The 21380-nt window shown below is 71.2% G+C and carries 20 protein-coding genes and 1 pseudogene; 9 read left to right on the forward strand and 12 right to left on the reverse strand.

The window, feature by feature from the left end:
* The first annotated feature begins 35 nt into the window (after positions 1-35).
* Both ACK1X7_RS26315 and ACK1X7_RS26320 read left to right on the forward strand, forming a co-directional pair.
* Positions 36-1424, forward strand: coding sequence for a serine hydrolase domain-containing protein (locus ACK1X7_RS26315; protein ID WP_413115711.1), 1389 nt, complete (start codon positions 36-38; stop codon positions 1422-1424).
* A 367-nt stretch (positions 1425-1791) separates the two neighbouring features.
* Complete coding sequence (locus ACK1X7_RS26320) at positions 1792-3075, forward strand: SGNH/GDSL hydrolase family protein (RefSeq protein WP_413115712.1); 1284 nt, start codon at positions 1792-1794, stop codon at positions 3073-3075.
* Between the two features lie 64 nt (positions 3076-3139).
* On the opposite strand, the gene ACK1X7_RS26325 is transcribed toward ACK1X7_RS26320, so the two are convergent.
* The 3 genes from ACK1X7_RS26325 to ACK1X7_RS26335 all read right to left on the reverse strand — a co-directional run bounded on the left by ACK1X7_RS26325 (position 3140) and on the right by ACK1X7_RS26335 (position 4725).
* Positions 3140-3595 carry a GNAT family N-acetyltransferase gene (locus tag ACK1X7_RS26325; RefSeq protein ID WP_385140181.1) on the reverse strand — a complete coding sequence of 152 codons (456 nt, stop codon included), beginning with the start codon at positions 3593-3595 and terminating at the stop codon, positions 3140-3142.
* Positions 3596-3674: 79 nt separating this feature from the next.
* A complete protein-coding gene (locus tag ACK1X7_RS26330) occupies positions 3675-4151 on the reverse strand; it encodes a MarR family winged helix-turn-helix transcriptional regulator (protein WP_385140178.1) in 477 nt (158 codons plus the stop codon).
* 67 nt (positions 4152-4218) lie between these two features.
* The gene (locus tag ACK1X7_RS26335; RefSeq protein WP_385140175.1) at positions 4219-4725 is read right to left on the reverse strand and encodes a DUF2269 domain-containing protein; all 507 of its coding nucleotides are present in this window, start codon (positions 4723-4725) and stop codon (positions 4219-4221) included.
* A gap of 165 nt (positions 4726-4890) precedes the next feature.
* Here ACK1X7_RS26335 and ACK1X7_RS26340 point away from each other — a divergent pair, with 165 nt between their 5' ends.
* The 3 genes and pseudogenes from ACK1X7_RS26340 to ACK1X7_RS26350 all read left to right on the forward strand — a co-directional run.
* On the forward strand, positions 4891-5523 hold the full coding sequence (locus ACK1X7_RS26340; protein ID WP_385140172.1) for an HAD family hydrolase: 633 nt from the start codon (positions 4891-4893) through the stop codon (positions 5521-5523).
* A 351-nt stretch (positions 5524-5874) separates the two neighbouring features.
* On the forward strand, positions 5875-7425 hold the full coding sequence (locus ACK1X7_RS26345) for a globin domain-containing protein (RefSeq protein WP_413115713.1): 1551 nt from the start codon (positions 5875-5877) through the stop codon (positions 7423-7425).
* 172 nt (positions 7426-7597) lie between these two features.
* Positions 7598-8284 (forward strand): annotated as a pseudogene (locus ACK1X7_RS26350) (pyridoxamine 5'-phosphate oxidase family protein); the annotation flags it as partial.
* Between the two features lie 565 nt (positions 8285-8849).
* Here ACK1X7_RS26350 and ACK1X7_RS26355 read toward each other — a convergent pair.
* The 5 genes from ACK1X7_RS26355 to ACK1X7_RS26375 all read right to left on the reverse strand — a co-directional run bounded on the left by ACK1X7_RS26355 (position 8850) and on the right by ACK1X7_RS26375 (position 12690).
* Positions 8850-9398: an NUDIX domain-containing protein gene (locus tag ACK1X7_RS26355; RefSeq protein ID WP_413115714.1), complete on the reverse strand. Its 549-nt coding sequence runs from the start codon at positions 9396-9398 to the stop codon at positions 8850-8852.
* A 42-nt stretch (positions 9399-9440) separates the two neighbouring features.
* The gene (locus ACK1X7_RS26360; RefSeq protein WP_385140164.1) at positions 9441-10340 is read right to left on the reverse strand and encodes a LysR family transcriptional regulator; all 900 of its coding nucleotides are present in this window, start codon (positions 10338-10340) and stop codon (positions 9441-9443) included.
* Between the two features lie 197 nt (positions 10341-10537).
* The gene (locus ACK1X7_RS26365) at positions 10538-11677 is read right to left on the reverse strand and encodes a cystathionine gamma-lyase (protein WP_385140161.1); all 1140 of its coding nucleotides are present in this window, start codon (positions 11675-11677) and stop codon (positions 10538-10540) included.
* The gene (locus ACK1X7_RS26370) at positions 11674-12285 is read right to left on the reverse strand and encodes a low molecular weight protein-tyrosine-phosphatase (protein WP_413115715.1); all 612 of its coding nucleotides are present in this window, start codon (positions 12283-12285) and stop codon (positions 11674-11676) included. Before ACK1X7_RS26370 ends, ACK1X7_RS26365 begins: the two co-directional genes overlap by 4 nt.
* 24 nt (positions 12286-12309) lie before the next feature.
* Positions 12310-12690, reverse strand: coding sequence for a phage holin family protein (locus tag ACK1X7_RS26375; protein WP_093463150.1), 381 nt, complete (start codon positions 12688-12690; stop codon positions 12310-12312).
* A gap of 65 nt (positions 12691-12755) precedes the next feature.
* Between ACK1X7_RS26375 and ACK1X7_RS26380 the strand changes: the two genes are divergently transcribed.
* The 3 genes from ACK1X7_RS26380 (at position 12756) to ACK1X7_RS26390 (ending at position 14341) form a co-directional block, all read left to right on the forward strand.
* Positions 12756-13073, forward strand: coding sequence for a cupin domain-containing protein (locus tag ACK1X7_RS26380; RefSeq protein WP_078642398.1), 318 nt, complete (start codon positions 12756-12758; stop codon positions 13071-13073).
* A 201-nt stretch (positions 13074-13274) separates the two neighbouring features.
* Positions 13275-13469 (forward strand): DUF5326 family protein, encoded by a 195-nt coding sequence (locus ACK1X7_RS26385; RefSeq protein WP_216344785.1) that lies wholly within the window; start codon positions 13275-13277, stop codon positions 13467-13469.
* 434 nt (positions 13470-13903) lie between these two features.
* Positions 13904-14341 (forward strand): SsgA family sporulation/cell division regulator, encoded by a 438-nt coding sequence (locus ACK1X7_RS26390; protein ID WP_211124680.1) that lies wholly within the window; start codon positions 13904-13906, stop codon positions 14339-14341.
* Positions 14342-14529: 188 nt separating this feature from the next.
* Here ACK1X7_RS26390 and ACK1X7_RS26395 read toward each other — a convergent pair whose 3' ends face one another.
* Positions 14530-15963, reverse strand: a complete 1434-nt coding sequence (locus ACK1X7_RS26395) for a YibE/F family protein (protein WP_390794029.1) — start codon at positions 15961-15963, stop codon at positions 14530-14532.
* Positions 15964-16144: 181 nt separating this feature from the next.
* Here ACK1X7_RS26395 and thiC point away from each other — a divergent pair, with 181 nt between their 5' ends.
* Positions 16145-17917 (forward strand): phosphomethylpyrimidine synthase ThiC, encoded by a 1773-nt coding sequence (thiC, locus tag ACK1X7_RS26400; RefSeq protein WP_385140153.1) that lies wholly within the window; start codon positions 16145-16147, stop codon positions 17915-17917.
* Between the two features lie 134 nt (positions 17918-18051).
* On the opposite strand, the gene ACK1X7_RS26405 is transcribed toward thiC, so the two are convergent.
* The 3 genes from ACK1X7_RS26405 to ACK1X7_RS26415 all read right to left on the reverse strand — a co-directional run bounded on the left by ACK1X7_RS26405 (position 18052) and on the right by ACK1X7_RS26415 (position 21205).
* On the reverse strand, positions 18052-18924 hold the full coding sequence (locus ACK1X7_RS26405) for a BRO-N domain-containing protein (protein ID WP_398158487.1): 873 nt from the start codon (positions 18922-18924) through the stop codon (positions 18052-18054).
* 166 nt (positions 18925-19090) lie between these two features.
* Complete coding sequence (locus tag ACK1X7_RS26410; RefSeq protein ID WP_385140150.1) at positions 19091-20245, reverse strand: serine hydrolase domain-containing protein; 1155 nt, start codon at positions 20243-20245, stop codon at positions 19091-19093.
* A gap of 111 nt (positions 20246-20356) precedes the next feature.
* On the reverse strand, positions 20357-21205 hold the full coding sequence (locus ACK1X7_RS26415; RefSeq protein WP_385140147.1) for a hypothetical protein: 849 nt from the start codon (positions 21203-21205) through the stop codon (positions 20357-20359).
* Positions 21206-21380: the final 175 nt, after the last annotated feature.

The following is a 21380-nucleotide window of genomic DNA, read 5'->3' on the forward strand; positions in this document are numbered from 1 at the left end:
GCCCCGCTGTCGGACCTCCGCCGTACAGTGCCGACATGACCACATGCGACGCGGATGAGTTCATGGAGCCGCTGCCCGCCACCCGCCGTGCCCTGCTGCGGCGCGTCGCCCTCGGCCAGACCGAGGGCCGTGCCCCGTCCCTGGTGGGGGCCGTGGTGCGGGAGGGGCGGCTGGTGTGGACGGGTTCGCGCGGCCGTGTGGACGGAGCCGCACCGGACACCGACACCCAGTACCGCATCGGCTCCCTGACCAAGACCTTTGTGGCGGTGCTGGTGCTGCGGCTGCGTGACGAGGGGCTGCTGGACCTCGGCGATCCGCTGGCCAGGCATCTGGACGTGCCGCAGGCCGAGGGCGCGACCGTGGCCCAGCTTCTCTCCCACACCTCGGGGCTCGCCGCCGAGGCCTGCGGCCCGTGGTGGGAGCGCACACCCGGGGCGCTGCGGCCCGAGACGGCCGATATCTTCGGCGAGCGCCCGCTGGTCCACCCCGCGGGCCGCCGTCACCACTACTCCAACCCCGGCTTCGCGCTGCTCGGCGCGCTGGTCGAGCGGCTGCGCGGAGCGCCCTGGGGCGAGGTGCTGGCCGATGAGGTGCTGGCGCCGCTGGGGATGGGGCGTACGTCGCTCGAGCCGCGCGCCCCGCACGCCGGGGGCTGGGCCGTGCACCCCTGGGCGGATGTGCTGCTGCCCGAACCGGCCGAGGACACCGGGCGGATGGGCCCGGCCGGGCAGCTCTGGTCGACCGCCGGGGATCTGGCCCGCTTCGCCGCCTTCCTGCTGGACGGGGACGAGCGGGTGCTCGGCGCGGAGTCACTCGCCGAGATGCGGACGCCCGCCGTCGCCCCCGAGGCGGGGGACTGGGACGGCGGCTACGGCCTGGGGACACAGCTCGTCCGCCACGGCGGGCGGTTCCTCCATGGCCACACCGGCTCCATGCCCGGCTTCCTGGCCTCGCTGTGGGTGAGCGCCGAGGACCGGCTGGCCGGGATCGCGCTGGCCAACACCACCGCGGGGCCCGCGATCGGCGCCATCGCCGCCGACCTCATAGAAATCGTGGCGGAGCATGAGCCCCGTATCCCCGAGCCCTGGCGGCCGCTGACCGAGGCCGATCCGGCGCTGCTGGCGCTGACCGGCCCCTGGTACTGGGGTCCGCGCGCCTACCATCTGCGGCTGCGCGCGGACCGCGGACTGGAGCTGTCCCCGGCCACCGGGGGAGGCCGGGCCTCGCGCTTCCGGGCCGAGCCGGACGGCACCTGGACGGGGCTCGACGGCTATTACGCGGGGGAGACGCTGCGGGTGGTCGAGGGCGAGGGCGGCGCCCCCGCCCATCTGGACCTGGGCACCTTCGTGTTCACCCGGGAGCCCTACGCCCCGGACGGCGTGGTGCCCGGCGGGGTGGATCCGGAGGGCTGGCGGGCGCTCTGAGGGACGGGGGCCGGGGCGGGGCCGGGGTGTCGTGATCCGGGAGGCGCGGGATCCGGTGGTATCGGGTTCCGGCGGTTCGCGGGCTTCGGCGCTCGTAGCCTGACCCCGCCAGTGGTACGCACGGCCGGGGGCTGGGTCGGCGGTGCGGTGAGCGGCAGGTTGGTCTCCGGTACTTCGGTGCGCCGGTACGCCGGTACTCCCGTGTTTCGGTGCGCCGGTGCTCAGGTGCTCTCGTACGCCCGTACTGCGCAACTTCGGTACGGCGGCACTCAGGTGCTCCGTACCCCGTGCCCCGTACGGGAGCGGCGTGCCCCGTACGGGAGTGGCCTGGTCCGCCCTTCCCTCGCCCTCCCTCAGGAGCCCCGCCATGCGCTCGTCCACGCTTCGCCTCAGCGCCTCCCTGCTCGCCCTCACCAGCGTCATGGCCGCCTCCGGGACGGCCGTCGCCCGGCCCGGAGGCGCGGCGGCCGGGCGCGACCGGCCGGGGACCGTCTGGTCGGCCGGGTGGGCCGCCCCCGTCCAGCGCCCCAGCGCGGGCTTCGAGAAGAACTGGGCCGAGAGCGGCTTCGCCGAGCGCACCGCCCAGACCCTGCGTCAGGTCGTCCGGGTCACCGGCGGCGGCACGGCCGCCCGGATCCGGCTGTCGAACCGCTATGGCACCGCGCCGTTGCGGATCGCGGGCGCGACCATCGCCCGTACCGCGCACGGCGCTTCCGTCCAGGGCGCGAGCCTGCGCGCGCTGACCTTCGGGCACCGGCGGCCGGTGGAGATTCCGGCGGGCGGTGAGACGGTGAGCGACGCGGCCCCGCTGCGCGTGGCGCCTCGTCAGCCGGTGACGGTCACGCTGTACTTCGACCGTCCCACCGGCGCCGCCACCTTCCACGCCCAGGCATACGCCCGCAGCTTCCGCGCGGACGGCGACCATCGCGCCGACCGCACCGCGGCGGCCTTCACCGAGACCACCCACTCCTGGTACTACCTCTCCGATGTCGAGGTCACCGGCGGCCCCGGCCACCCGGGCACGGTGGTGGCCTTCGGCGACTCGATCACCGACGGCTTCGGCTCGACCGGCGACGCCGACCACCGCTGGCCGGATCTGCTGGCCGAGCGGCTCGCGGTCGCGGGCACCCCGCGCCCCGTCCTCAACTCGGGGATCGGCGGCAATCTGCTGCTGCACGACTCGGCCTGGTACGGGGACCGGGCGGGCGCCCGCTTCCGCCGCGATGTCCTGGACAAGCCGGGCGTACGGTCGGTGATCCTGCTCGAAGGACTCAACGACATCGGCTTCAGCGAGGTCGATCTGCCCACCTACAAGCCCAATCCGCAGGTGTCGGCGGACGAGGTGATCGCGGGTTACCGGGAGCTGATCGCCCTGGCCCATGCCCGCGGTATCAAGGTCATCGGCGGAACCATCCTCCCGTTCAAGGGCGCTGAGTACCACACCCCGCGCTCGGAGGCGAAGCGCGCCGCGATCAACGAGTGGATCCGCACCTCGGGCGCCTTCGACGCGGTCGTCGACTTCGCGAAGGTCATGGCCTCACCGTCCGATCCGCTGCGGCTGGACCCGGCGTACGACTCGGGCGACTTCAAGCACCCGAACGACGCGGGCTACCGGCGGATGGCCGAAGCCATCGACCTCGCGACGCTGTGAGGCAGTCCGGGCGGTGAGGCCGGGTCAGGCCAGGTCAGCTCAGGCGGGACGGGACAGGGCCCGGTCAGGCCAGCGGCAGCTTGAAGCCGACGTGGCTGGCCTCGAAGCCGAGCCGCTCGTAGAAGCGGTGGGCGTCGCTACGGGTCGCGTCCGAGGTGAGCTGCACCAGGGCGCACCCCTCGCGGCGCGACTCCCCGACGGCCCATTCGATCAGTTGGGTGCCGAGCCCGCCGCCCCGCTCCTCGGAGTGGATCCGGACCCCCTCGATGATCGAGCGGGTGGCGCCGCGCCGCGACAGTCCGGGGATCAGGGTGAGCTGGAGGGTGCCGACGGTGCGGCCGTCCCGGACCGCGACGACCAGCCGCTGCTGCGGATCCTGGTCCAGCCGCTCGAAGGCGGCGCGGTACGGGGCCGGGTCGTCCAGGGACTCCCGGTGGGCGCCGAGCGGGTCGTCCGCGAGCATGGCCACGATCGCCGGGATGTCGTCGGCGGTCGCGCGCCGTATCTCGAAGTCGCTCATGCGGTGAGCCTACGCCGGGGCCCGAGAGCCCCCCTGACGGGCGGCGGGGAGGGGCCAGGGGCAGATCAGTACGCGGCGATCAGTGCGTGGCGGTCAGCCTCTCGACGGCGGCGACCAGCGGGGCCAGCTCCGGCCGCCGGGCGGCGTCGCCCAGGGCCTCGCGCAGCGCCGCGTCATGCGTCGGCCGCGCCTCCTCCAGGAGCTTGAGCCCGTCGTCGCTGACGTTGGTGTAGATGCCGCGGCGGTCGCTGGGGCAGATGTAGCGGGAGAGCAGCCCGCGGTCCTCCAGCCGGGTGACCAGCCGGGTCGTGGCGCTCTGGCTGAGCACGACGGAGTCGGCGAGCTGCTTCATCTGAAGATGTCCGCCGTCGCCGTCGTGCTGTCCGCTGAGGACGTTGAGCACGGAGAATTCGCGGACGCTCAGATCGTGCCCGGCCTGTAGCGCACGCTCGATATGCGTCTCTATCCGGCCGTGCAGGGAGGACAGGGCACACCAGCCCTGGGCGAGGGCCTGCCCCGCGGGCGGGGCGGCGGCGCCGTGCGCCTTCTCCGGCATGGAACCCCTCCTTGGTGGGTGAGCGGATTCCAGGATAGTCCAGCCATGAAAAAGACCGCGTATGCAATTATCGGCGCTTTGTCGCCCGCAGCCGCCGCCCCCGGGCGGTCAGCCCCCAGGGCTTGATCACCGAGATCGCGGTGAGAAAGGTATAGACGCTCAGGCTGACCGACGGCGCCACGACCAGATCCCTGGTCGCCCCGACCGCCCGCTCCGCCATCACATCGGCCATCGCGGAGTTGATGCCGGCGCGCAGGGCGAACGCCGTGGCGGCGGTGGTGAGCAGGGTCAGCCAGAACTTCACGTACACCCACCGGTGGCGCGCCAGCCCCCAGGGCGTGCCCAGCGCCAGCACGATCCCGCTGACCAGCGACAGCAGGCTGATCGGAATCAGCAGCCAGTCGCCCAGCACATTCATGGACCGGTACACCGCCCCGGCCTCTTCGGCCGAGTCGGCCACGGCTCCGGTGATCCCCAGGGCCAGCATCCCGAGGGTCAGTCCGAGCCATCCGACGGAGACGACGACATGCACGACGAGGAGGCCCCGGCGGACGGGGCGGGTGAGCTGCTGCATGCCCCCACGGTGGCGGCGCCGCGGTGCCCACGGCGTCTGACGGCAGGAGTATCCACATGTACTCCCGGCGGCGGGCGCGGACCGGGACGGCGGCGCCGGCCGGAGCAGTGGCAGGCCAGGACCGGGGCGGCGGGGCCCGGAGGGTTGCCTCTACGCTCGGCTGATATGACCAGACTGCATCTGTTCGATCTGGACGGCACACTCATCCACGGCTCCGCCGCCGCGATCGAGATCTCCCGGCAGCTCGGTCTGGAGCGGGAGATCGCCGCGCTGGAGCGGGGGTTCGCGGGCGGGGAGCTGACGACGGCCCAGTTCGCCGAGCGTGCCTGCGCGCTGTGGGAGGAGCTGACGGAGGCCCATGTTGCGGCGGCGTTCGAGGGAGCGCCGTGGCTGGCGGGGATCCGCGAGGTGTGGGCGGACATCCGGGCGCGGGGCGAGCGCTGTGCGGTGATTTCGCTCTCGCCGGGCTTCTTCGTGTCGCGGCTGCTGGAGTGGGGCGCGGACGCCACCTACGGATCGGCCTGGCCCGATGTGCCGTTCCGGGAGCCGGTGGACCCGGCGGGGATCCTGACCCCGGCCGCGAAGGTCCGGATCGCCGATGAACTCTGTGCGAAGTTCGGGTTGACCAGGGACCACTGCGTGGCCTATGGGGATTCCCTCTCGGACGCGGAGCTGTTCACGGTGGTGCCGGTCTCGGTCGCCGTGAACGCGGACCACCATGTGAGCGAAATCGCATCCCACGCCTATGCCGGTCGTGATCTCCGAGAGGCTTACGAATTGCTGGGTAACCACACGTAACTATCGGTAATTACGCGAGTTGGCAGGTGTAACGAATGCGGTGTACTTGGGGCTTGTGAATTCATCCGGGGCCGGTAGGGTCGGGTCCGGTTCCGTGCGGCGTGCTGTAACGGGGTCAGAACGGGCATCCCAGGCCAATCAGTATAACGGGAACGCGGCCCCCGTTTCCCGGACTTCGGGCTATGTGCCCGGGGTGGGGAACGAGCGTGGCATGCTGCCCGGAAGAGAGTCACGGAGAGGGTCGGCACGACCATTCTCGCTTGAACCAGGGCACCAGAACGGGGAATTGCGGGCACATTCCGGCAGCGGAAGTGCGAAGATCGACAGAAAGATGTTCGAGGCGAGGCAACCATGGACGCTCCGACCACCACATCGTCGGCCGGCAGCGACGGCTCCGGCGGAAACAGTGGCGACTGGGGCTGGTTCACCCCGAGCAGGCGACCGGCCGAGGAGCAGGGGTCCCCGGACCGGCAGAGCGGTGAGCGTGCGCCCAGCCGCCCGGTGAATCCGATACGGCCGGTCGGCACCGGAGCCGACCGCCGTACGCCCGTGGAGCCGCCCCCCGCGCCCGCGCCCGGTCCAGGGGTATCCGGTCCGCGACCGGATGACGGCCGGGTGGACGAGCGCAGGGTGGACGACCGCCGGGCCCCCGGCACCGCCGCCCCCGGCCCCACGCCCCCCGGGCGCGAGGAGCATCAGCGTCCCGATGAGGCGGCCCCCGCCCCGCAGGACGTACGGCCCGGCCCCGACTCGCCGTTCGCCGTCCCCGAGACCGCCTCGCCCGACGCGATCCTGCTGCGCCGCACCATGGCCGAGGTCGAGCCCATCAGCGACAAGGTCACCTCGTACTTCTACGCGCTGCTCTTCGTCCAGCACCCCGAGCTGCGGCCGCTCTTCCCCGCCGCCATGGACGCCCAGCGCGACCGGCTGTTCAAGGCGATACTGACCGCCGCCCGGCTCATCGACGACCCCGACATCCTCACCGACTTCCTCACCCGGCTCGGCCGTGGCCACCGTAAGTACGGCACCCAGCCCGAGCACTACCCCGCCGTCGGCGAATGCCTGATCGGCGCGCTCACCCGCTACGCGGTCACCACCTGGACCGACGAGGCCGAGGCCGCCTGGGTGCGTGCCTACACCGCGATCTCCCAGATCATGATCGACGCGGCGGCCGAGGACGAGCTGCGCGCTCCCGCGTGGTGGCAGGCCGAGGTGGTCGGGCATGAGTCGCGCACCCATGACATCGCCGTGATCACCGTCCGCCCGGACCAGCCGTACCCCTTTCTGGCGGGCCAGTACACCTCGGTGGAGACGCCCTGGTGGCCGCGGGTGTGGCGGCACTATTCGTTCGCCTCCGCGCCGCGCTCCGACGGGCTGCTCTCCTTCCATGTGAAGGCCGTCCCGGCCGGATGGGTGTCCTCCGCGCTGGTGCACCGCGCCCGCCCCGGCGATGTGATCCGCCTCGGGCCCCCCGCCGGGTCCATGACGGTCGACCACTCCAGCGACAACGGGCTGCTCTGCCTGGGCGGCGGCACCGGTATCGCGCCGATCAAGGCACTGGTCGAGGACGTCGCCGACTACGGCCGCCACCGTCCGGTCGAGGTCTTCTACGGCGCCCGCAATGATCACGACCTGTACGACATCGACACCATGCTGCGGCTGGCGCAGAAGCATCCGTGGCTCGCGGTCCGCCCCGTCGTCTCCGACGGCCCGACCAACGGCCTCAGCGGCCGGCTGCCGGACGCCGTGCGGCAGTACGGCCCGTGGCACGCGTTCGACGCGTATCTCTCCGGGCCGCCCGGGATGATCCGCAGGGGTGTCGACGCCCTGGTGGGCATCGGCGTTCCGTCCCACCGCATCCGGCACGACTCCATCGAGGAGCTGGCCGCGGCCGCGGAATAGGGCGCGGACGGCAGACGGCGAAACACCGACATGAGGCAGGCATTCCGGCGATTCCGGATGGCGAATCAGCAGGACGGGTAGGACGGGGACGAGAACCGTGGACAGTGCGGAGCACCTCGACGATCGCGCGTGGCGTCCGGGGAGCGACGGCGAACACCTGCTCCAGCGGCGACTGGACACGGTCGACCGCGCCGACCGCTTCTACGACGACCAGGTGCTGGACCACCTCAACGCCCGGATGCGGGAGTTCATCGACCGCCAGGAAATGTTCTTCCTGGCCACCGCCGACGGGCACGGGGAGTGTGACAACACCTTCCGTGCCGGTCCGCCCGGCTTTCTGCGGGCACTCGACGCGCGCACCCTGGCCTATCCCGAATACCGGGGCAACGGCGTCCTGGCCAGCCTCGGCAATATCCAGGAGAACCCCCACGTCGGCATTCTCATGGTCGACTTCTTCCGGGACCGGATCGGGCTGCATGTGAACGGCCGGGCCCGGGTGGTGGAGGACGCCGAGATGCGCGAGGCGCACCCCGGCCTGCCGGTGGACCCGGTACCGGGGCGGCGCGCGGTGGTGTGGGTCGAGGTGACCGTCGAGGAGGCGTACATCCACTGCGCCAAGCACATCCCGCACCTCCAGAAGGTCCCGGCGCAGCGACGCACCGGCGGCGGCGACAACCGGCACCGCGGCCCCTCCGGCGACCAGGCCATCGAGCACGACCGGGAGCGGGACTGGGGGACGGACGACGTCAAGCGGAAGGGCGGCGACTTCTTCGGCGCCGCCGCCGAGGCACGCGACGGCCGCCGAACCCCACCCACCCCGCCCACCACCACCGGACCGACCCCGCGACCGGCGGACCCGCCCGCCCAGCCCGCCCCGGCGGCCCCGGTGGGCCCGGCGGTCCGGGTGCTTCTGGCCCCGCCTGTCCCGTACGCCCCGGTGGTCCCGGGTACGCAGACTCTGGCCATGGCGGCCGTCTCGGGCCCTCAGACCCCGGTCACCCCGGCGGCCCCCGCCGTCCCGGGCCTCCAGACCCCGCCCGTCCCATACGCCCCGGTGGTCCCGGGCGCTCGGCCCCTGGCCATGCCAGCCGCATCGGGCTTTGAGACCCCGGCAGCCATGGTGGTCCCGGGCCCTCAGGCCCTGGCCACGCCAGCCGTCTCGGCCTCGCAGGCCCCACCAGCCGCGCAGGCCGAGCCGGCTGACTCGGCCGGGCAGGCGCCGCAGCCCTCCGTGGCGCGGGCCGATCTCAGCCCCGCCATCCGGCCGGAGGTACGCCCCGACGCGGGGCCCGAGACCTGGCGTGAGGAGGCCGAGCGGGTGCTGGCCGAGGCGCGTCAGCGGGCAGCCCGGAAGACCCAGCAGCCGTTCGGCGGCTGGTTCCGCTAGGTCCTGCCCCGCGAAGACCCGCCGGACGGGGACGGCCCTAGCCGAGGTCGTCCGCGAGCAGGGCCAGCACACCCTCGATGTTGGCGTCGAGGTAGGCCCGCAGCGAGGGCGGCACCACCTCGACCGAGGCGATCCCCTCGCGGGTGAAGGGGACGCTCACCACGTCGTACTCCCCGCACGGCTCGTCCACCTCCGGGCCGTGCCGCCGGGTGAGGTCCATCGAGGCGAGGCGACAGACGAAGAAGTGCTGCACCTTCACCCCGACAGAGCCGCCGGAGCCGCCGGAGCCGACAGAGCCGCCGGAGTCCTGGGCGCCTTCGGCGCCCTCCGCGCCCCCCTCGGGATGGGGGACCGTGTCCACGAACGCGGGCACCACATCGGTCACCTTCGCCCCCAGCTCCTCGTCCACCTCGCGGTGCAGGGCCTCGACGACGGTCGCGTCCTCGGGCTCCATCCCGCCGCCCGGAGTGATCCAGTACGGCGCCTGGCCGGGCTTGGTGCGCTTGATCAGGATCATCCGGGGCGCGGCCTCGCCCTCGAGGAGAATGGCGCGAGCGGTGCGTTTGACCACAGGTCGTTCGGTCATGCAGGACATCTGCCGCACCCTTCGCCCCGCGAAACCACTTACTCACCAGTCGACAGCCGCGCGCAACAGCCATTCGTGCGCCCGTGCGATATGCGGCAGGGTGAGCGCCCCCGTCCGCACCACCAGGAAATAGGTGCGCAGCGGCGGCACCGGCGGGTTGAGCAGCGCCACGACCTCCCCCGCGTCCAGCGCGTCCATGCACAGATAGCGCGGCAGGACGCCGAGCCCGGCGCCCTCCGCGACGCAGGCGAGCACCGCGCGCAGATCGGGCGCGATGATCGTGCCGGCGGTGACCGGCCGGGTGTCGAAGACGGCCGACCAGTAGCGGGTGACCAGCGGCAGGCTCTCGTGGACCTCGACGACGGGCAGCGCCTCCAGCGCGCGTACCCCCTTGACCTGGAGCACCGCTGGCCCGCCGAGCCGGGCGGCCCAGCGCGGGGCCGCGATCAGCACATGCTCCTCGTCGCACAGCGGGGTGGCGGTCAGCAGCCGGCCCCGTGGCCGGGCGGTGGTGATGACCAGGTCGTGATGGCCGGCGCCGAGCCCCTCGAACAGCTCCTCGGTGCTGCCGAAGGCGCAGCGCACCGCCAGGCCCTGGGTGACGAGGGTGGTCAGCGCGGGCAGGGCGCGCAGTGCGGTGAACTCCGGGGGGCCCGCGAGATGCAGGGTGCGCAGCGCCGAGCGGTCGTCGTCGAGACCCGCCTCGGCGATCTCCACGAGGGCGTCGAGATGCGGCGCGGCCTTGTGGGCGAGTTCGTCCCCGACGGTGGTGGGGACGACGCCGCGCGCCGTACGGAGGAACAGCGGGCGGCCGAGCTGCCGCTCCAGGGTGCGTATCTGGCCGGTGACGGCGGGCTGGGAGAGCCCGAGCAGCCCGGCGGCGCGGGTGAAGGACCCGGCGCGGTGAACCGCGACAAAGGTGCGTAACAGGGCCAGATCCATGCGGTTCCCCTCGCCTCGTCGCGCCCCGAACGCATGCCAACTATAAATATGCCGATAGGTCCATGTCGCTACTGTGATTGGACACTGACGCTGAGTCAACTAGCCTTGTTCGAGCGGTTCTCCACGAGAAGAACCGGGGCGTCTCAAGCCACGAGGGGGGAGGCTTGAGACGCCCGCACAGGCGTACCCGCTCGCTTTCAGCCACCCGTCGCGGCGGATGCCGCATCGAGTGCCCGCAGCACATCGGCGATCAGATCGTCCGGGTCCTCCGCGCCCACCGAGAAGCGGATGAACCCCTCGGGCACCGCGTCGCCGCCCCACCGTCCGCGCCGCTCCGCCGTGGAGCGCACCCCGCCGAAGCTGGTGGCGTCGTCCACCAGCCGCAGCCCGGCCAGGAAGCGCTCCGCGCACTCCTTGTCCGGCAGGGTGAAGGAGACCACACAGCCGAAGCGCCCGCCGCGCATCTGCCCGGCCGCGAGCCGGTGGGCGGGATCGGTCGGCAGCCCGGGGTGGCGCAGCCCGGTGATCTCGGTGCGGTCGCGCAGCGCCTCGGCGAGGGCCAGGGCGGTCGCCGCCTGGCGGTCGACGCGCATCTGGAGGGTGGCCAGGGAGCGGTGGGCGAGCCATGCCTCCATGGGGCCGGGGATCGCGCCCACCGTCTTGCGCCATGCCCGCACCTCCGCGGCGAGCCGCGGATCGCGGCAGGTCACATAGCCGAGCAGGACATCGCCATGGCCGGTGAGCGCCTTGGTGCCGCTCGCCACGGCGAAGTCCGCGCCGAGCTCCAGCGGGCGCTGGCCGAGCGGGGTGGCGAGGGTGTTGTCGACGGCGACCAGCGTGCCCCGGGCGTGCGCGGCCTCGGCGAGCCGGCGGATGTCACAGACGTCCAGTCCGGGATTGGACGGGGTTTCCAGCCACAGCAGCTTCGTCCGGTCGTCCAGGACGGCGAGCTGGGCGTCCTCGCCGGTCGGGGCGGTGCGCACGGTGACCCCGTAGCCCTCCAGCCGCTCGACCAGCGCCGGGAGGAGCTGATAGCCGTCCGACGGCAGTACGGCCGCGTCGCCCTGGCGCAACTGGGACAGCAGTACGGCCGAGATCGCGCCCATCCCGGAGGAGAAGACGACCGTCTCGGCGTCGGTGCCCGGTGACTCCAGCTCGCTGATCGCCCGCTCCAGCAGGGACCAGGTGGGGTTGGCGTCCCGGCCGTAGGTGTAGGGGCCGACGGGGTCGCCGGGGAGGTGGTAGTGGGCGGCGAAGACCGGGCCCGGCAGCGTCGGCTCGTACGCCTCCGCCTCGGGCAGCCCGGCCCGTACGGCGCGGGTGCCGTCGCCGGTCATGCGGGTTCCTTCCCCGCGTCGGGGCCATCGGCGGCCGACGCGCTCTTCCTGCTCCGGGTGGCCGCGGCGGCGCTCCCCGGGGTCTCCTCGGCGGCGTTCTCCGCGGCGTCGAGGGCCTCGGTGACCGCGTCCAGCAGCCCGCCGCCGGCCGCCTCGATCATCTCCAGGCACTCCTCGAAGTCGTCCGTCCCGCCGAAGTAGGGGTCCGGTACATCGAGGCCGCCCAGCGCGTTCCGGTCCGCTTCCGGGTCATAGCTCCGCAGCAGCCGTACCTTCGCGGCGTCGTGCGGGGTCGGCGCGAGTGCGCGCAGCTCATGCAGATGGCCGCTGTCCAGGGCGATCACCAGGTCGAGGTGATCGAACCAGTCGGCCCGGAACTGCCGCGCGATGTGATCCTGCTCATAGCCGTGGGCGGTGAGCACGTCGATGGCGCGGCGGTCGGCCCCGTCGCCCTCGTGCCAGGGCCCGGTGCCCGCGCTGTCCACCTCGACACGGCCGTCAAGACCGGCCTCCGCGGCGTGGGCGCGGAAGACGGATTCGGCCATCGGCGAGCGGCATATGTTGCCGGTGCAGACAAAGCAGACACGGTAGGGCGACGGGTCTCTCATGCCTCTCATCATCCCCGGACGGGGTCAGTCCTTGTCATCGGGCAGCACGACGTGCAGGGCCCACGCGACTATGGAGACGATCAGGCCACCGAGCACCGCGGTGCCGAAGCCGTCGACATGGAAGCTCAGATCCAGCTTTCCGGCCAGCCAGGAGGTCAACAGCAGCATCAGGGCGTTGATCACCAGCGTGATCAGCCCGAGGGTCAGGATGAACAACGGAAAAGCCAGGAGCTTGACGATCGGCTTGACCACCACGTTCACCACGCCGAAGACCAGCGCGACGAGAATGAGGGTGAGCGCTTGGCGGCCGGTGTTGTCACCGGTGAGCGTGATGTCCTTGAGCAGCCAGATGGCGACGCCGAGGGCACCGGCGTTCGCGATCGTCTTGACGAGAAAATTCTTCATGGTTGAGATCGTCGCAGACAGGCCCCGCGGCAGGCAGGGGCCCCGTAGGCAGGGGTGGAGAGCGAATGAAGGCGTTCCGGCTGGATGAGCTGGAGGCGGAGCGGGCCGCGAACAACGGCGCGTATCTACAGTTCCTGCGGGAGCGGAACATGTCGGTGGGGCTGTACGCGCTGGACGCGGGCCAGCCCGACCCGCAGTCGCCGCACAACCAGGACGAGGTCTACCTGGTGGTGAGCGGCCGGGCGTCGGTCACGGTGGGAATGGAGACGACGCAGGTGGCGCGGGGCAGCGTGGTGTACGTACCGGCGGGCACGGCGCACAAGTTCCACCACATCACCGAGGACCTGCGGGTGCTGGTGGTGTTCTCACCGCCGGAGGGCTGACACAGGCCGACGGCTCGTGCTCCCTGCGGGCCTGTCCACCGCGGAGCCGATGCGTGGCGGGACGGTCCCGTAGGGGTCCGGTCAGGGGAGGACGGGGGGCGAGGGGCGCCCGCGCGCTTCCGTCCCGTCCTAGCATCGAGGGCAGGGAAGACCGGCCGTCGGCGTCCGGACCCACGGCTCGGAGAGAAAGCAGGGAGTTACGTGACCACGAAGGAGATATTCCGGGGCTTGCCGTGGTGGGTGACCTGGATCGCGATTCCGGTCCTCATCCTCGCCGTGTTCGGCGGCCTGATCATGAGCGTGATCGGGTTCCTGGTGAGCTTTGTCTTCAAGGCGCTGCTGCTGGTGGCGCTGATCGCCGGGCTGATCTACGTCGTACGGAAGTTCACCGCCTGACCCGCCCCGCGGCGCTCGCCGCGTCTCCCAGGGTCTGACGCATCCCCCCAGGGCCTGACGCATCCCCGCAGGCCCTGCGGATCCCCACCGCGCGTGGATACGCCGCGCGAGGGATACCGCCGGGGCGGGAGCGCGGCCCGGCGGCACCCCTGCCGTTACAGTGCGAGAACTCGGCGTTCTTCCTCTCGGCGTCTGCCTCGCAACAACACCCCGGGGGTGCCTGTTGACGACAGCGATCTTCGATACGGCCGGTGCGCCGGCCCCGATCTCCCGCCCACCGGGCCCACGTCGTCCGGCCCCGCGGGTCTCCCCATGGCAACACTGGCCATTTTCGTTCCCTCACACGAGGCAAACCGACTCCGCACAGCAATCGAGTCGCTACGCTCCAGAGTCGGCCATGCGCAAACAACCCGGGGCGGCGAACGATGCGTGACATGCGTGACACAGTTCAGGCGGAAGTGACGATGACCTTCCTGGTCTCGCAGGATCTCTCCTTCCGGATCCCGGTCGAGCTGTCCTACGACAGCAGCGACCCCTATGCCGTCGAGATCACCTTCCATTTGCCCGGCGACGCGCCGGTGAGCTGGGCCTTCGCGCGGGAGCTGCTGCTGGACGGGCTGAGCAGACCCACCGGCGAGGGGGATGTGCGTATCGCTCCCGCCTCCCCCGAGGGGCTCTCGGACGTCTTCATCAGACTCCAGGTGGGCTGTGAACGGGCCCTGTTCCGGGCCGGGGCCGCGCCTCTGGTGGCCTTCCTCGATCGGACGGACCGGGTGGTGCCTTTCGGCCAGGAGCCGGCGGCCTGCGATCCGGTCGGCGATCTCGACGCCGAACTCGACCGCATCCTGGCCGAGGACCGGTACGCGGGCTGAGCGCCGGATACGCGGCGGCGGGCCGAGGACCGGTGCGCCGCGGCCGGGCCGGCCGCCATCACCGAACCGTCCGCCATCACCGAACCGGCCGGGCGGCGTGCCCGGTGGCTGAGCGCGGCTCGTCGTGCCCCCGCCCGGAGGCCCAGCGTGCCGTCGCCCGGCAGTTGGACGTGCCGTCGCCCGGCCGCTCAGCGCGTCTTGGCCCGGCGCCGCCGCCCGCGTCCGCCCCGGCCGGTCCGGGCCCCCTGGGCGCCGCCCGCGTCGGCCCCCCGCTCCGCGCCGCCGTCCACCGCCGGGGCGCGGTCCGCGGAGACCACGAGCACGGCCAGCGCCGTGGTCACCGGCACCGAGGCGACGAGCCCGATGCTGCCCACCAGCGTCCGTACGATCTCCTCCGCGACGATCTCGCTGGTGGCGACCGTGCCCACACCGCTGTCCGCGATGGAGAACAGCAGCAGCAGCGGAAGCGACGCGCCCGCGTACGCCAGCACCAGCGTGTTCACGACGGAGGCGATGTGGTCCCGCCCGATCCGCATCGCCGCCCCGTAGAGCCTGCGCCGGGACACGGTCGGGTCCGCGGCCCTCAGCTCCCAGACCGCCGAGGTCTGGGTGACCGTCACATCGTCCAGCACGCCCAGCGAGCCGATGATCACGCCCGCCAGCAGCAACCCGCGTATCTCGATGTTCGGATAGAGGCCGTGCACCAGCCCGGTCTGGTCGTCCGTATTGCCGGTCAGGCTCGCCCAGGCGATGAACAGCGAGCCCAGCACCCCGATCAGCAGCAGTGACACCAGTGTGCCGAGCACGGCGACCGATGTACGGGCCGTCAGCCCATGGCACATATAGAGCGCGAGAAGCATGATCGCGCTGCCCCCGACGACCGCGACCACCAGCGGATTGGAACCCTGGAGTATCGCCGGGAGGATGAACAGCGTCAGCACCCCGAAGCTGATCGCCAGCGCCACCAGCGCGAACACTCCGCGCAGCCGTCCCACCACCACGACGGCGAGCGCGAACAGCCCCGCCAGCAGCGCCATCGGCATCGACCGGTCGACGTCGGACACGGAGTACTGCAAGTTTTTGGGCGCCTTGGGGGCGTACGCCAGCTTCAGCTCCTGCCCGGCGCTGAACTGACGCGAGGCGTTGGGCTGGACTATTTCGGGGAAAGTGCGGCCTTTGTCCTTGCCCGAGGTGACCTCGATGGTGGCCTTCTCACAGACGCTCTTCTTCCCGGCCTGCCCCGGGGCGCCGTTCTGGGCGGCGCTGTCCTGGCCGGGCTCGGTGGGTGCCTGTGGCTGGGCGTTGACGTCGGCGCAGTTCACCTCCTCGACCTTCACCACCCGTCCGGCGACGGTCTGCTGGTCGAAGCCGAGGCCGCTGCGGCCGCTCGCCTTGTGGTCGGGCGTGCCGCCCGGCCAGAGCACGATCAGACCGGCGACGACGGCGACGGCGAAGGGGATGAGCACCGCCGCGATGATCTTGCGGAGGCGGGCGGAGACGGGAGCGGCGGGGCCATGGCCGTGGGAGTGGCCGTGGGAATGGCCGTGGTCGTGGCCGTGGTCATGCGCCTGATCGGAGGGGCGGGGCTGCTCGGGCGGGTGGTCCTGCTGGATGGCGGTCACGGTCGCATCATCGCAAGAGGAGTGGGCCCCCTGTTCAGCACTGTGGATAAACCGTTAGCGTGGGCACGAACCTTTGCAATCGCGGGAGCTCGGAGCACCGGGCTGAGAGGGCGCTGACGCTGATAGCTGCGCCGACCGCTGAACCTGTTACCGGGTAATGCCGGCGTAGGGAGTGGGTCTCATGACTCAGCAGGATGCATCATCGCGCGCCGAGACGGCCGAATTCGGCTGGCATAAGGGATATGTCGCGGGTTCGCGCCCGGACCTTCACGTCCCGGTCCGCCGAGTGCACCTCACCAACGGCCAGGATGTGACGCTGTACGACACCTCCGGCCCGTACACCGACCCCACCATCGAGACGGATGTCCGCCGTGGCCTGGCGCCGCTGCGGCAGAACTGGATCGTCGCCCGCGGCGACACGGAGGAGTACGCGGGCCGTCCCGTCCGCCCCGAGGACGACGGGATCAAGCACACCTCGCCCCGCGGGGGGCTGCGCAACCTCGACGCGGTCTTCCCCGGCCGCCCACGCCAGCCGCGGCGCGGCCGCGAGGGCGTTCCCGTGACCCAACTCGCCTATGCGCGGCGGGGCGAGATCACGGCGGAGATGGAGTACGTGGCGATCCGCGAGAACGTCTCCCCCGAGGTCGTCCGGGAGGAGATCGCGGCGGGCCGCGCCGTCCTCCCGGCCAATGTGAACCACCCGGAGATCGAGCCGATGATCATCGGCAAGCGGTTCCTGGTGAAGGTCAACGCCAATATCGGCAACTCCGCCGTCACCTCCTCCATCGAGGAGGAGGTCGAGAAGATGACCTGGGCGACCCGCTGGGGCGCCGACACGGTCATGGACCTCTCGACCGGCCGCAACATCCACACCACCCGCGAATGGGTGCTGCGCAACTCCCCGGTCCCCATCGGCACCGTGCCGCTCTATCAGGCGCTGGAGAAGGTCGACGGCAGGGCCGAGGAGCTGACCTGGGAGATCTACAAGGACACGGTCATCGAACAGGCCGAGCAGGGCGTCGACTACATGACCGTCCACGCCGGCGTCCGGCTCCCGTACGTCCCCCTGACCGCCCGCCGCAAGACCGGCATCGTCTCCCGCGGCGGCTCCATCATGGCGGCGTGGTGCCTCGCCCACCACCAGGAGTCCTTCCTCTACACCCACTTCGAGGAGCTGTGCGAGATCCTGGCGGCGTACGACGTCACCTACTCGCTGGGCGACGGACTGCGCCCCGGGTCGATCGCCGACGCCAACGACGAGGCGCAGTTCGCGGAGTTGCGCACGCTCGGCGAGCTCAACCGGATCGCCAAGGAGCACGGCGTCCAGACGATGATCGAGGGCCCGGGCCATGTCCCGATGCACAAGATCAAGGAGAACGTCGACCTCCAGCAGGAGATCTGCGAGGAGGCCCCCTTCTACACCCTGGGCCCCCTCACCACCGATATCGCCCCCGCCTACGACCACATCACCTCCGGCATCGGCGCCGCGATGATCGCCTGGTGGGGCACGGCGATGCTCTGCTACGTCACGCCCAAGGAGCACCTGGGCCTGCCGGACCGCGATGACGTCAAGACCGGCGTGATCACCTACAAGATCGCCGCCCACGCCGCCGACCTGGCCAAGGGCCATCCGGACGCCCAGGCATGGGACGACGCGCTCTCCGACGCGCGCTTCGAATTCCGCTGGGAGGACCAGTTCAACCTGGCCCTCGACCCGGACACGGCCCGCTCCTTCCACGACGAGACCCTCCCGGCCGAACCGGCCAAGACCGCACACTTCTGCTCGATGTGCGGGCCCCGGTTCTGCTCGATGAAGATCTCCCAGGACATCCGCCGCGAACACGGCGGCGCGATGGACGCGGCGGAGGCGGCGGAGGCGGAGGCCGGTATGGCCCAGAAGTCCAAGGAGTTCGCGGAGGCGGGCAACCGCGTCTATCTGCCGATCGCGGACTGAGGCGCTGGACGCGTAGGCCGAGATCGCCGGTGAAAGCTGGCAAAGCAGCGCCTGCGGAGTGAACCAGGCGATACGCTGCGGGACGGGTCCGAAGCCGCAACTTCGATTTGCGACTTCGGACCCTCAGCGTGCCCTTACGCGGGCGGAAGCTCAGCCACGTAGATCGGGTTCCCGCTGTCCGTCAGCCCGTTCTGACGGATGCAGTGGTGCTTCTGGAGGAACCGCAGACAGGCGTGCACCCGCTGCCGAGTGAGCCCCGTCTTGGCGGAGAGCGTCTCCAGCGAGTGGCCGATCCGTCCGGCTTCGGCCAGCGTGGGGAGGATGTAGACGGCCACCGCCCATACGTCCTCGGTGATGCTCAGCCGGGCCTTCCACTGCGCGAACAGGTCCTCCGTCCTGAGCCTCAGCTCCCGCTTGTCCGCCGCGGGTTCCTCGCCCGGTCGGCAGCCCAGTGCGTCGAGGATCTGTGACCACGCCTGCTCGGACCGGTGCAGGGAATCCAATACCTCCGTATGGAAGCGTTCGGTCCGCATCTCCAGCCGGACGATCGCGTCCATGAGCTCGCTCGGTGGAGTGGGACGGGAGATCTCGGAGACTTCCAGCGCGTATGAGCCCTCGCGCTGGACGGTGGCGATCACTCTCGAGACCCACTGTTTGAAGGGCAGGCACGCGGGCTTGGTGCAGCCGTTCACCAGGAGGATAAGTCCTTCGAGATCGACGAGCTGCAAGTCTCGGCGCCATTCCCTACCTGCGGGAATGCTGAGACTGTGACTGGAAGTCACAGTCTCAAGAGACTCTCGCCGCTCCTCCGGCACATGATCGAGCAGAGCCTTTCGCGTTGTGGTGTAGCCGAGCTCTCGGCACACATCGGCAGCGGGGAACCAGTGCTCTCCGTTGGGCAGGGTCAACCTTCGGACCCGGGCCCCCGTGGCCGCGTAGACGAAATCGTTGACGTCCATGGCGTCGTGCCGGGCGGATGGGCCCGGCGGTGTGTTGTGTTTGCGCATCGCGCATCACCTCCACCAATGGACGCTAAACATCACCGCCCATCAATTCCCCCGAATAGGCGGAAGTTCCCTCGATCGGTGGATAATTGATCGATTCGAGGATAAGAGTCGGTACTTCCCGTTAGCCCGTTTCACGTGAAACATCCCCGCGGGCCGCGGGGTGGGTTTATGCGGTGAGTGCGGCTACGACTCGGTTGGTCATGTCCTCCTGGGTGGTCAGTGGCGTCGGGGTGTACGAGAGGACGAAGCGGAGCGACTGGTCGCGGGTGGTGAACATGCGGGTGCGGTAGCCGTATGTCTCGCCGGTCTTTCCCCAGAACGTCACGCCGTTGACCGTGGCCTTTTGCAGGCCGAGGCTGTAGCGGGCCGGGGTGCCGTCCAGCATTCGTACGGAATCCGGGGGCAGGGTGAAGAGCTTGTCCAGGGCGTCGGGTGGCAGCAAGGCGCCGGAGAACAGAGCTTGCTGAAAACGGAACAGGTCGTCGAGGGTCGAGATCAGCTCGCCTTCGCCCCAGGCGCTGGACTGGTTGTACACGGTGATATCGCGCAGCGACCCGTCGGTCATCCGTAGATAGCCACGCACCTGCGGACCGTGGAGGCGCGGGTCCTGGCCGGGCAGCAGGGTTCGGGTCAGGCCCAGCGGGCGGAGGACGCGGGATCCGATCGCGTGGCCGTAGGGGTGGCCGGTCAGCTTTTCGATGAGCAGGGCGAGCAGGACGTAGTTGATGCCCCGGTACTCCTGTGCGGTCCCCGGAGCGAACTTGAGCGGGTCGTGGGTCACCGTCTCGACCCACTCCCGGGGTGTCCACCGGTCCCATCGCTGCCGCAGGACTCCTTCCGGAGTGCTGTCGTCCGGCAGCCCTCGATGGTCGGGCAGTCCGCTGGTGTGGTTGAGCAGTTGAGCCACGGTGATGCGGCGGGAGAAGGCCGAGGGCAGCAGATCGGGGAGGTACCGGCCGATGGGGGCCTCGAGCTCCACCCGGCGCTCGGCCCACAGTTGAAGGATCACGGTGGCCACGAACGCCTTGGTGACGCTGCCCGCGCGGAAGCGGTCGTCCGGGCGTACGGCCCGCCCGCTGCCGAGGTCCGCCGCTCCGGCCGTGCCGTACCACTGGTCGCCTCGGCGGTCGACGCGCAGTTGCGCGGAGGTGGCGGGCGGATGGGAGAGATCGCTGATGGCGGCCTGTAGGGCGGCCTCGTCGGACGCGGTGGTTGGTGCGGTAGTCCCTGTCGCCGCGCGGGCGCCGGTGGTTCCGGTCACGGCCAGCAGTGTCGCGGCCGCGCAACCACCCATGAAGGTACGTCGGGTCAAGGAAGTCATGGACAGTCATGCTGCCGAGGCAGCCGCGCCCCGCCATCCGGGATGACCCCATGCGCACCCTCATGCGCGCCCGGAGCGGGCCTCCGGGGCAACCCCGGGACCGAACGCGGGCTAGTCCGGCTGGTGTTCCGGTCCGCCGTAGTCGGGGCTGGTGAAGTCCGGGCTGCTGTAGCGGGGGCGGGCCTTGGGGCCTTCGCCGTCGGTGCTGAAGCCGGGGCGGCTGTAGCCGAGGTGCGGGGTGCGGCTGACCGTTTCGGGGTTGGTCGGGACGTACGCGGAGGGTGACGGGGCCGAGGGGTTGGCCAGGGCCTCGCGGAGGAACGGCAGGATGCCGCGCTCCAGCAGGGCCTGACGCCAGACCTCTCTGGCGCGGTCCACCTCCTCGAGCTGCTCGCTGCGCGCCTCGCCCCGGATCGCGCTGGAGCCGTTGCGCAGCGCGGTCAGGAGCAGTCCGACGGCGGCGATGAGGATGCCCGCGGCGGTCAGCGCGGCGAAGAACCAGCCCGCGGTGACCATCGGCTGGGCGATGGAGGGGGCTGGGTCGAGGACGTTGAGGACATAGCCGACGATGAGGAAGATGATCGCGGCGGTTCCGGCGAGCACCGGCGCCAGGACCGCGAGCATGGCGACGAGCCCGGCCCCCGCGGCGTCCTGCATCGCGCCGGCCAGCCCCACCGTGCCGTCCGGGTGCTCGCGCTCGCTCACATCCCCGGCGAGCGGGAAGAGCGGCGCGGGCTCGCGCAGTTTGGCGCGAGTTTCGCGGTAGTCCTGATATTCGGCGGCCGCGCATGCCGCTATCGCGGCCGAGGCGCCGAGCGCCATCGTGCGCAACTGCTCGGCAGTGAGCCGCTGCCCGACACCGGTGAGGTCCGGGCGACGGTCCGCGGTGCGCAGTGCCTCGTCGAGAACCCGCTCGAACTCCGGGCGGTCCTCGGTCAGCAGGTGCGGAGCGCTTTTCATGGTGCATCCCCCGATGCTCCGTAGGGCCGTGACGCCGGCTTACGCCGGGCAGTCGGGCGGAAACGGAGGAGAGCCTGCGACGGATAAGCCGATGGTAGAGCCGATCCGGCGCGGGGTGACAGCAAGTTTCGCTAATTGCTCCCTCGCCGGTGAAGCTCTCTATCTGCCCCGGGCA

Source organism: Streptomyces sp. CY-1 (genome assembly GCF_047218265.1).
Classification (GTDB): domain Bacteria; phylum Actinomycetota; class Actinomycetes; order Streptomycetales; family Streptomycetaceae; genus Streptomyces; species Streptomyces niphimycinicus.

Bases quoted from the DNA above. Each gene is read 5' to 3' on its own strand.
- ACK1X7_RS26370 (WP_413115715.1), bottom strand. From the start codon at position 12,285: ATGAGAGACCCGTCGCCCTACCGTGTCTGCTTTGTCTGCACCGGCAAC.
- ACK1X7_RS26375 (WP_093463150.1), bottom strand. From the start codon at position 12,690: ATGAAGAATTTTCTCGTCAAGACGATCGCGAACGCCGGTGCCCTCGGC.
- ACK1X7_RS26390 (WP_211124680.1), top strand. From the start codon at position 13,904: ATGCGTGACACAGTTCAGGCGGAAGTGACGATGACCTTCCTGGTCTCG.
- ACK1X7_RS26335 (WP_385140175.1), bottom strand. From the start codon at position 4,725: ATGCAGCAGCTCACCCGCCCCGTCCGCCGGGGCCTCCTCGTCGTGCAT.
- ACK1X7_RS26415 (WP_385140147.1), bottom strand. From the start codon at position 21,205: ATGAAAAGCGCTCCGCACCTGCTGACCGAGGACCGCCCGGAGTTCGAG.
- ACK1X7_RS26410 (WP_385140150.1), bottom strand. From the start codon at position 20,245: ATGACTTCCTTGACCCGACGTACCTTCATGGGTGGTTGCGCGGCCGCG.
- ACK1X7_RS26325 (WP_385140181.1), bottom strand. From the start codon at position 3,595: ATGAGCGACTTCGAGATACGGCGCGCGACCGCCGACGACATCCCGGCG.
- ACK1X7_RS26330 (WP_385140178.1), bottom strand. From the start codon at position 4,151: ATGCCGGAGAAGGCGCACGGCGCCGCCGCCCCGCCCGCGGGGCAGGCC.
- ACK1X7_RS26315 (WP_413115711.1), top strand. From the start codon at position 36: ATGACCACATGCGACGCGGATGAGTTCATGGAGCCGCTGCCCGCCACC.
- ACK1X7_RS26340 (WP_385140172.1), top strand. From the start codon at position 4,891: ATGACCAGACTGCATCTGTTCGATCTGGACGGCACACTCATCCACGGC.
- ACK1X7_RS26380 (WP_078642398.1), top strand. From the start codon at position 12,756: ATGAAGGCGTTCCGGCTGGATGAGCTGGAGGCGGAGCGGGCCGCGAAC.
- ACK1X7_RS26365 (WP_385140161.1), bottom strand. From the start codon at position 11,677: ATGACCGGCGACGGCACCCGCGCCGTACGGGCCGGGCTGCCCGAGGCG.
- ACK1X7_RS26320 (WP_413115712.1), top strand. From the start codon at position 1,792: ATGCGCTCGTCCACGCTTCGCCTCAGCGCCTCCCTGCTCGCCCTCACC.
- ACK1X7_RS26345 (WP_413115713.1), top strand. From the start codon at position 5,875: ATGGACGCTCCGACCACCACATCGTCGGCCGGCAGCGACGGCTCCGGC.
- thiC (WP_385140153.1), top strand. From the start codon at position 16,145: ATGACTCAGCAGGATGCATCATCGCGCGCCGAGACGGCCGAATTCGGC.
- ACK1X7_RS26355 (WP_413115714.1), bottom strand. From the start codon at position 9,398: ATGACCGAACGACCTGTGGTCAAACGCACCGCTCGCGCCATTCTCCTC.
- ACK1X7_RS26405 (WP_398158487.1), bottom strand. From the start codon at position 18,924: ATGCGCAAACACAACACACCGCCGGGCCCATCCGCCCGGCACGACGCC.
- ACK1X7_RS26360 (WP_385140164.1), bottom strand. From the start codon at position 10,340: ATGGATCTGGCCCTGTTACGCACCTTTGTCGCGGTTCACCGCGCCGGG.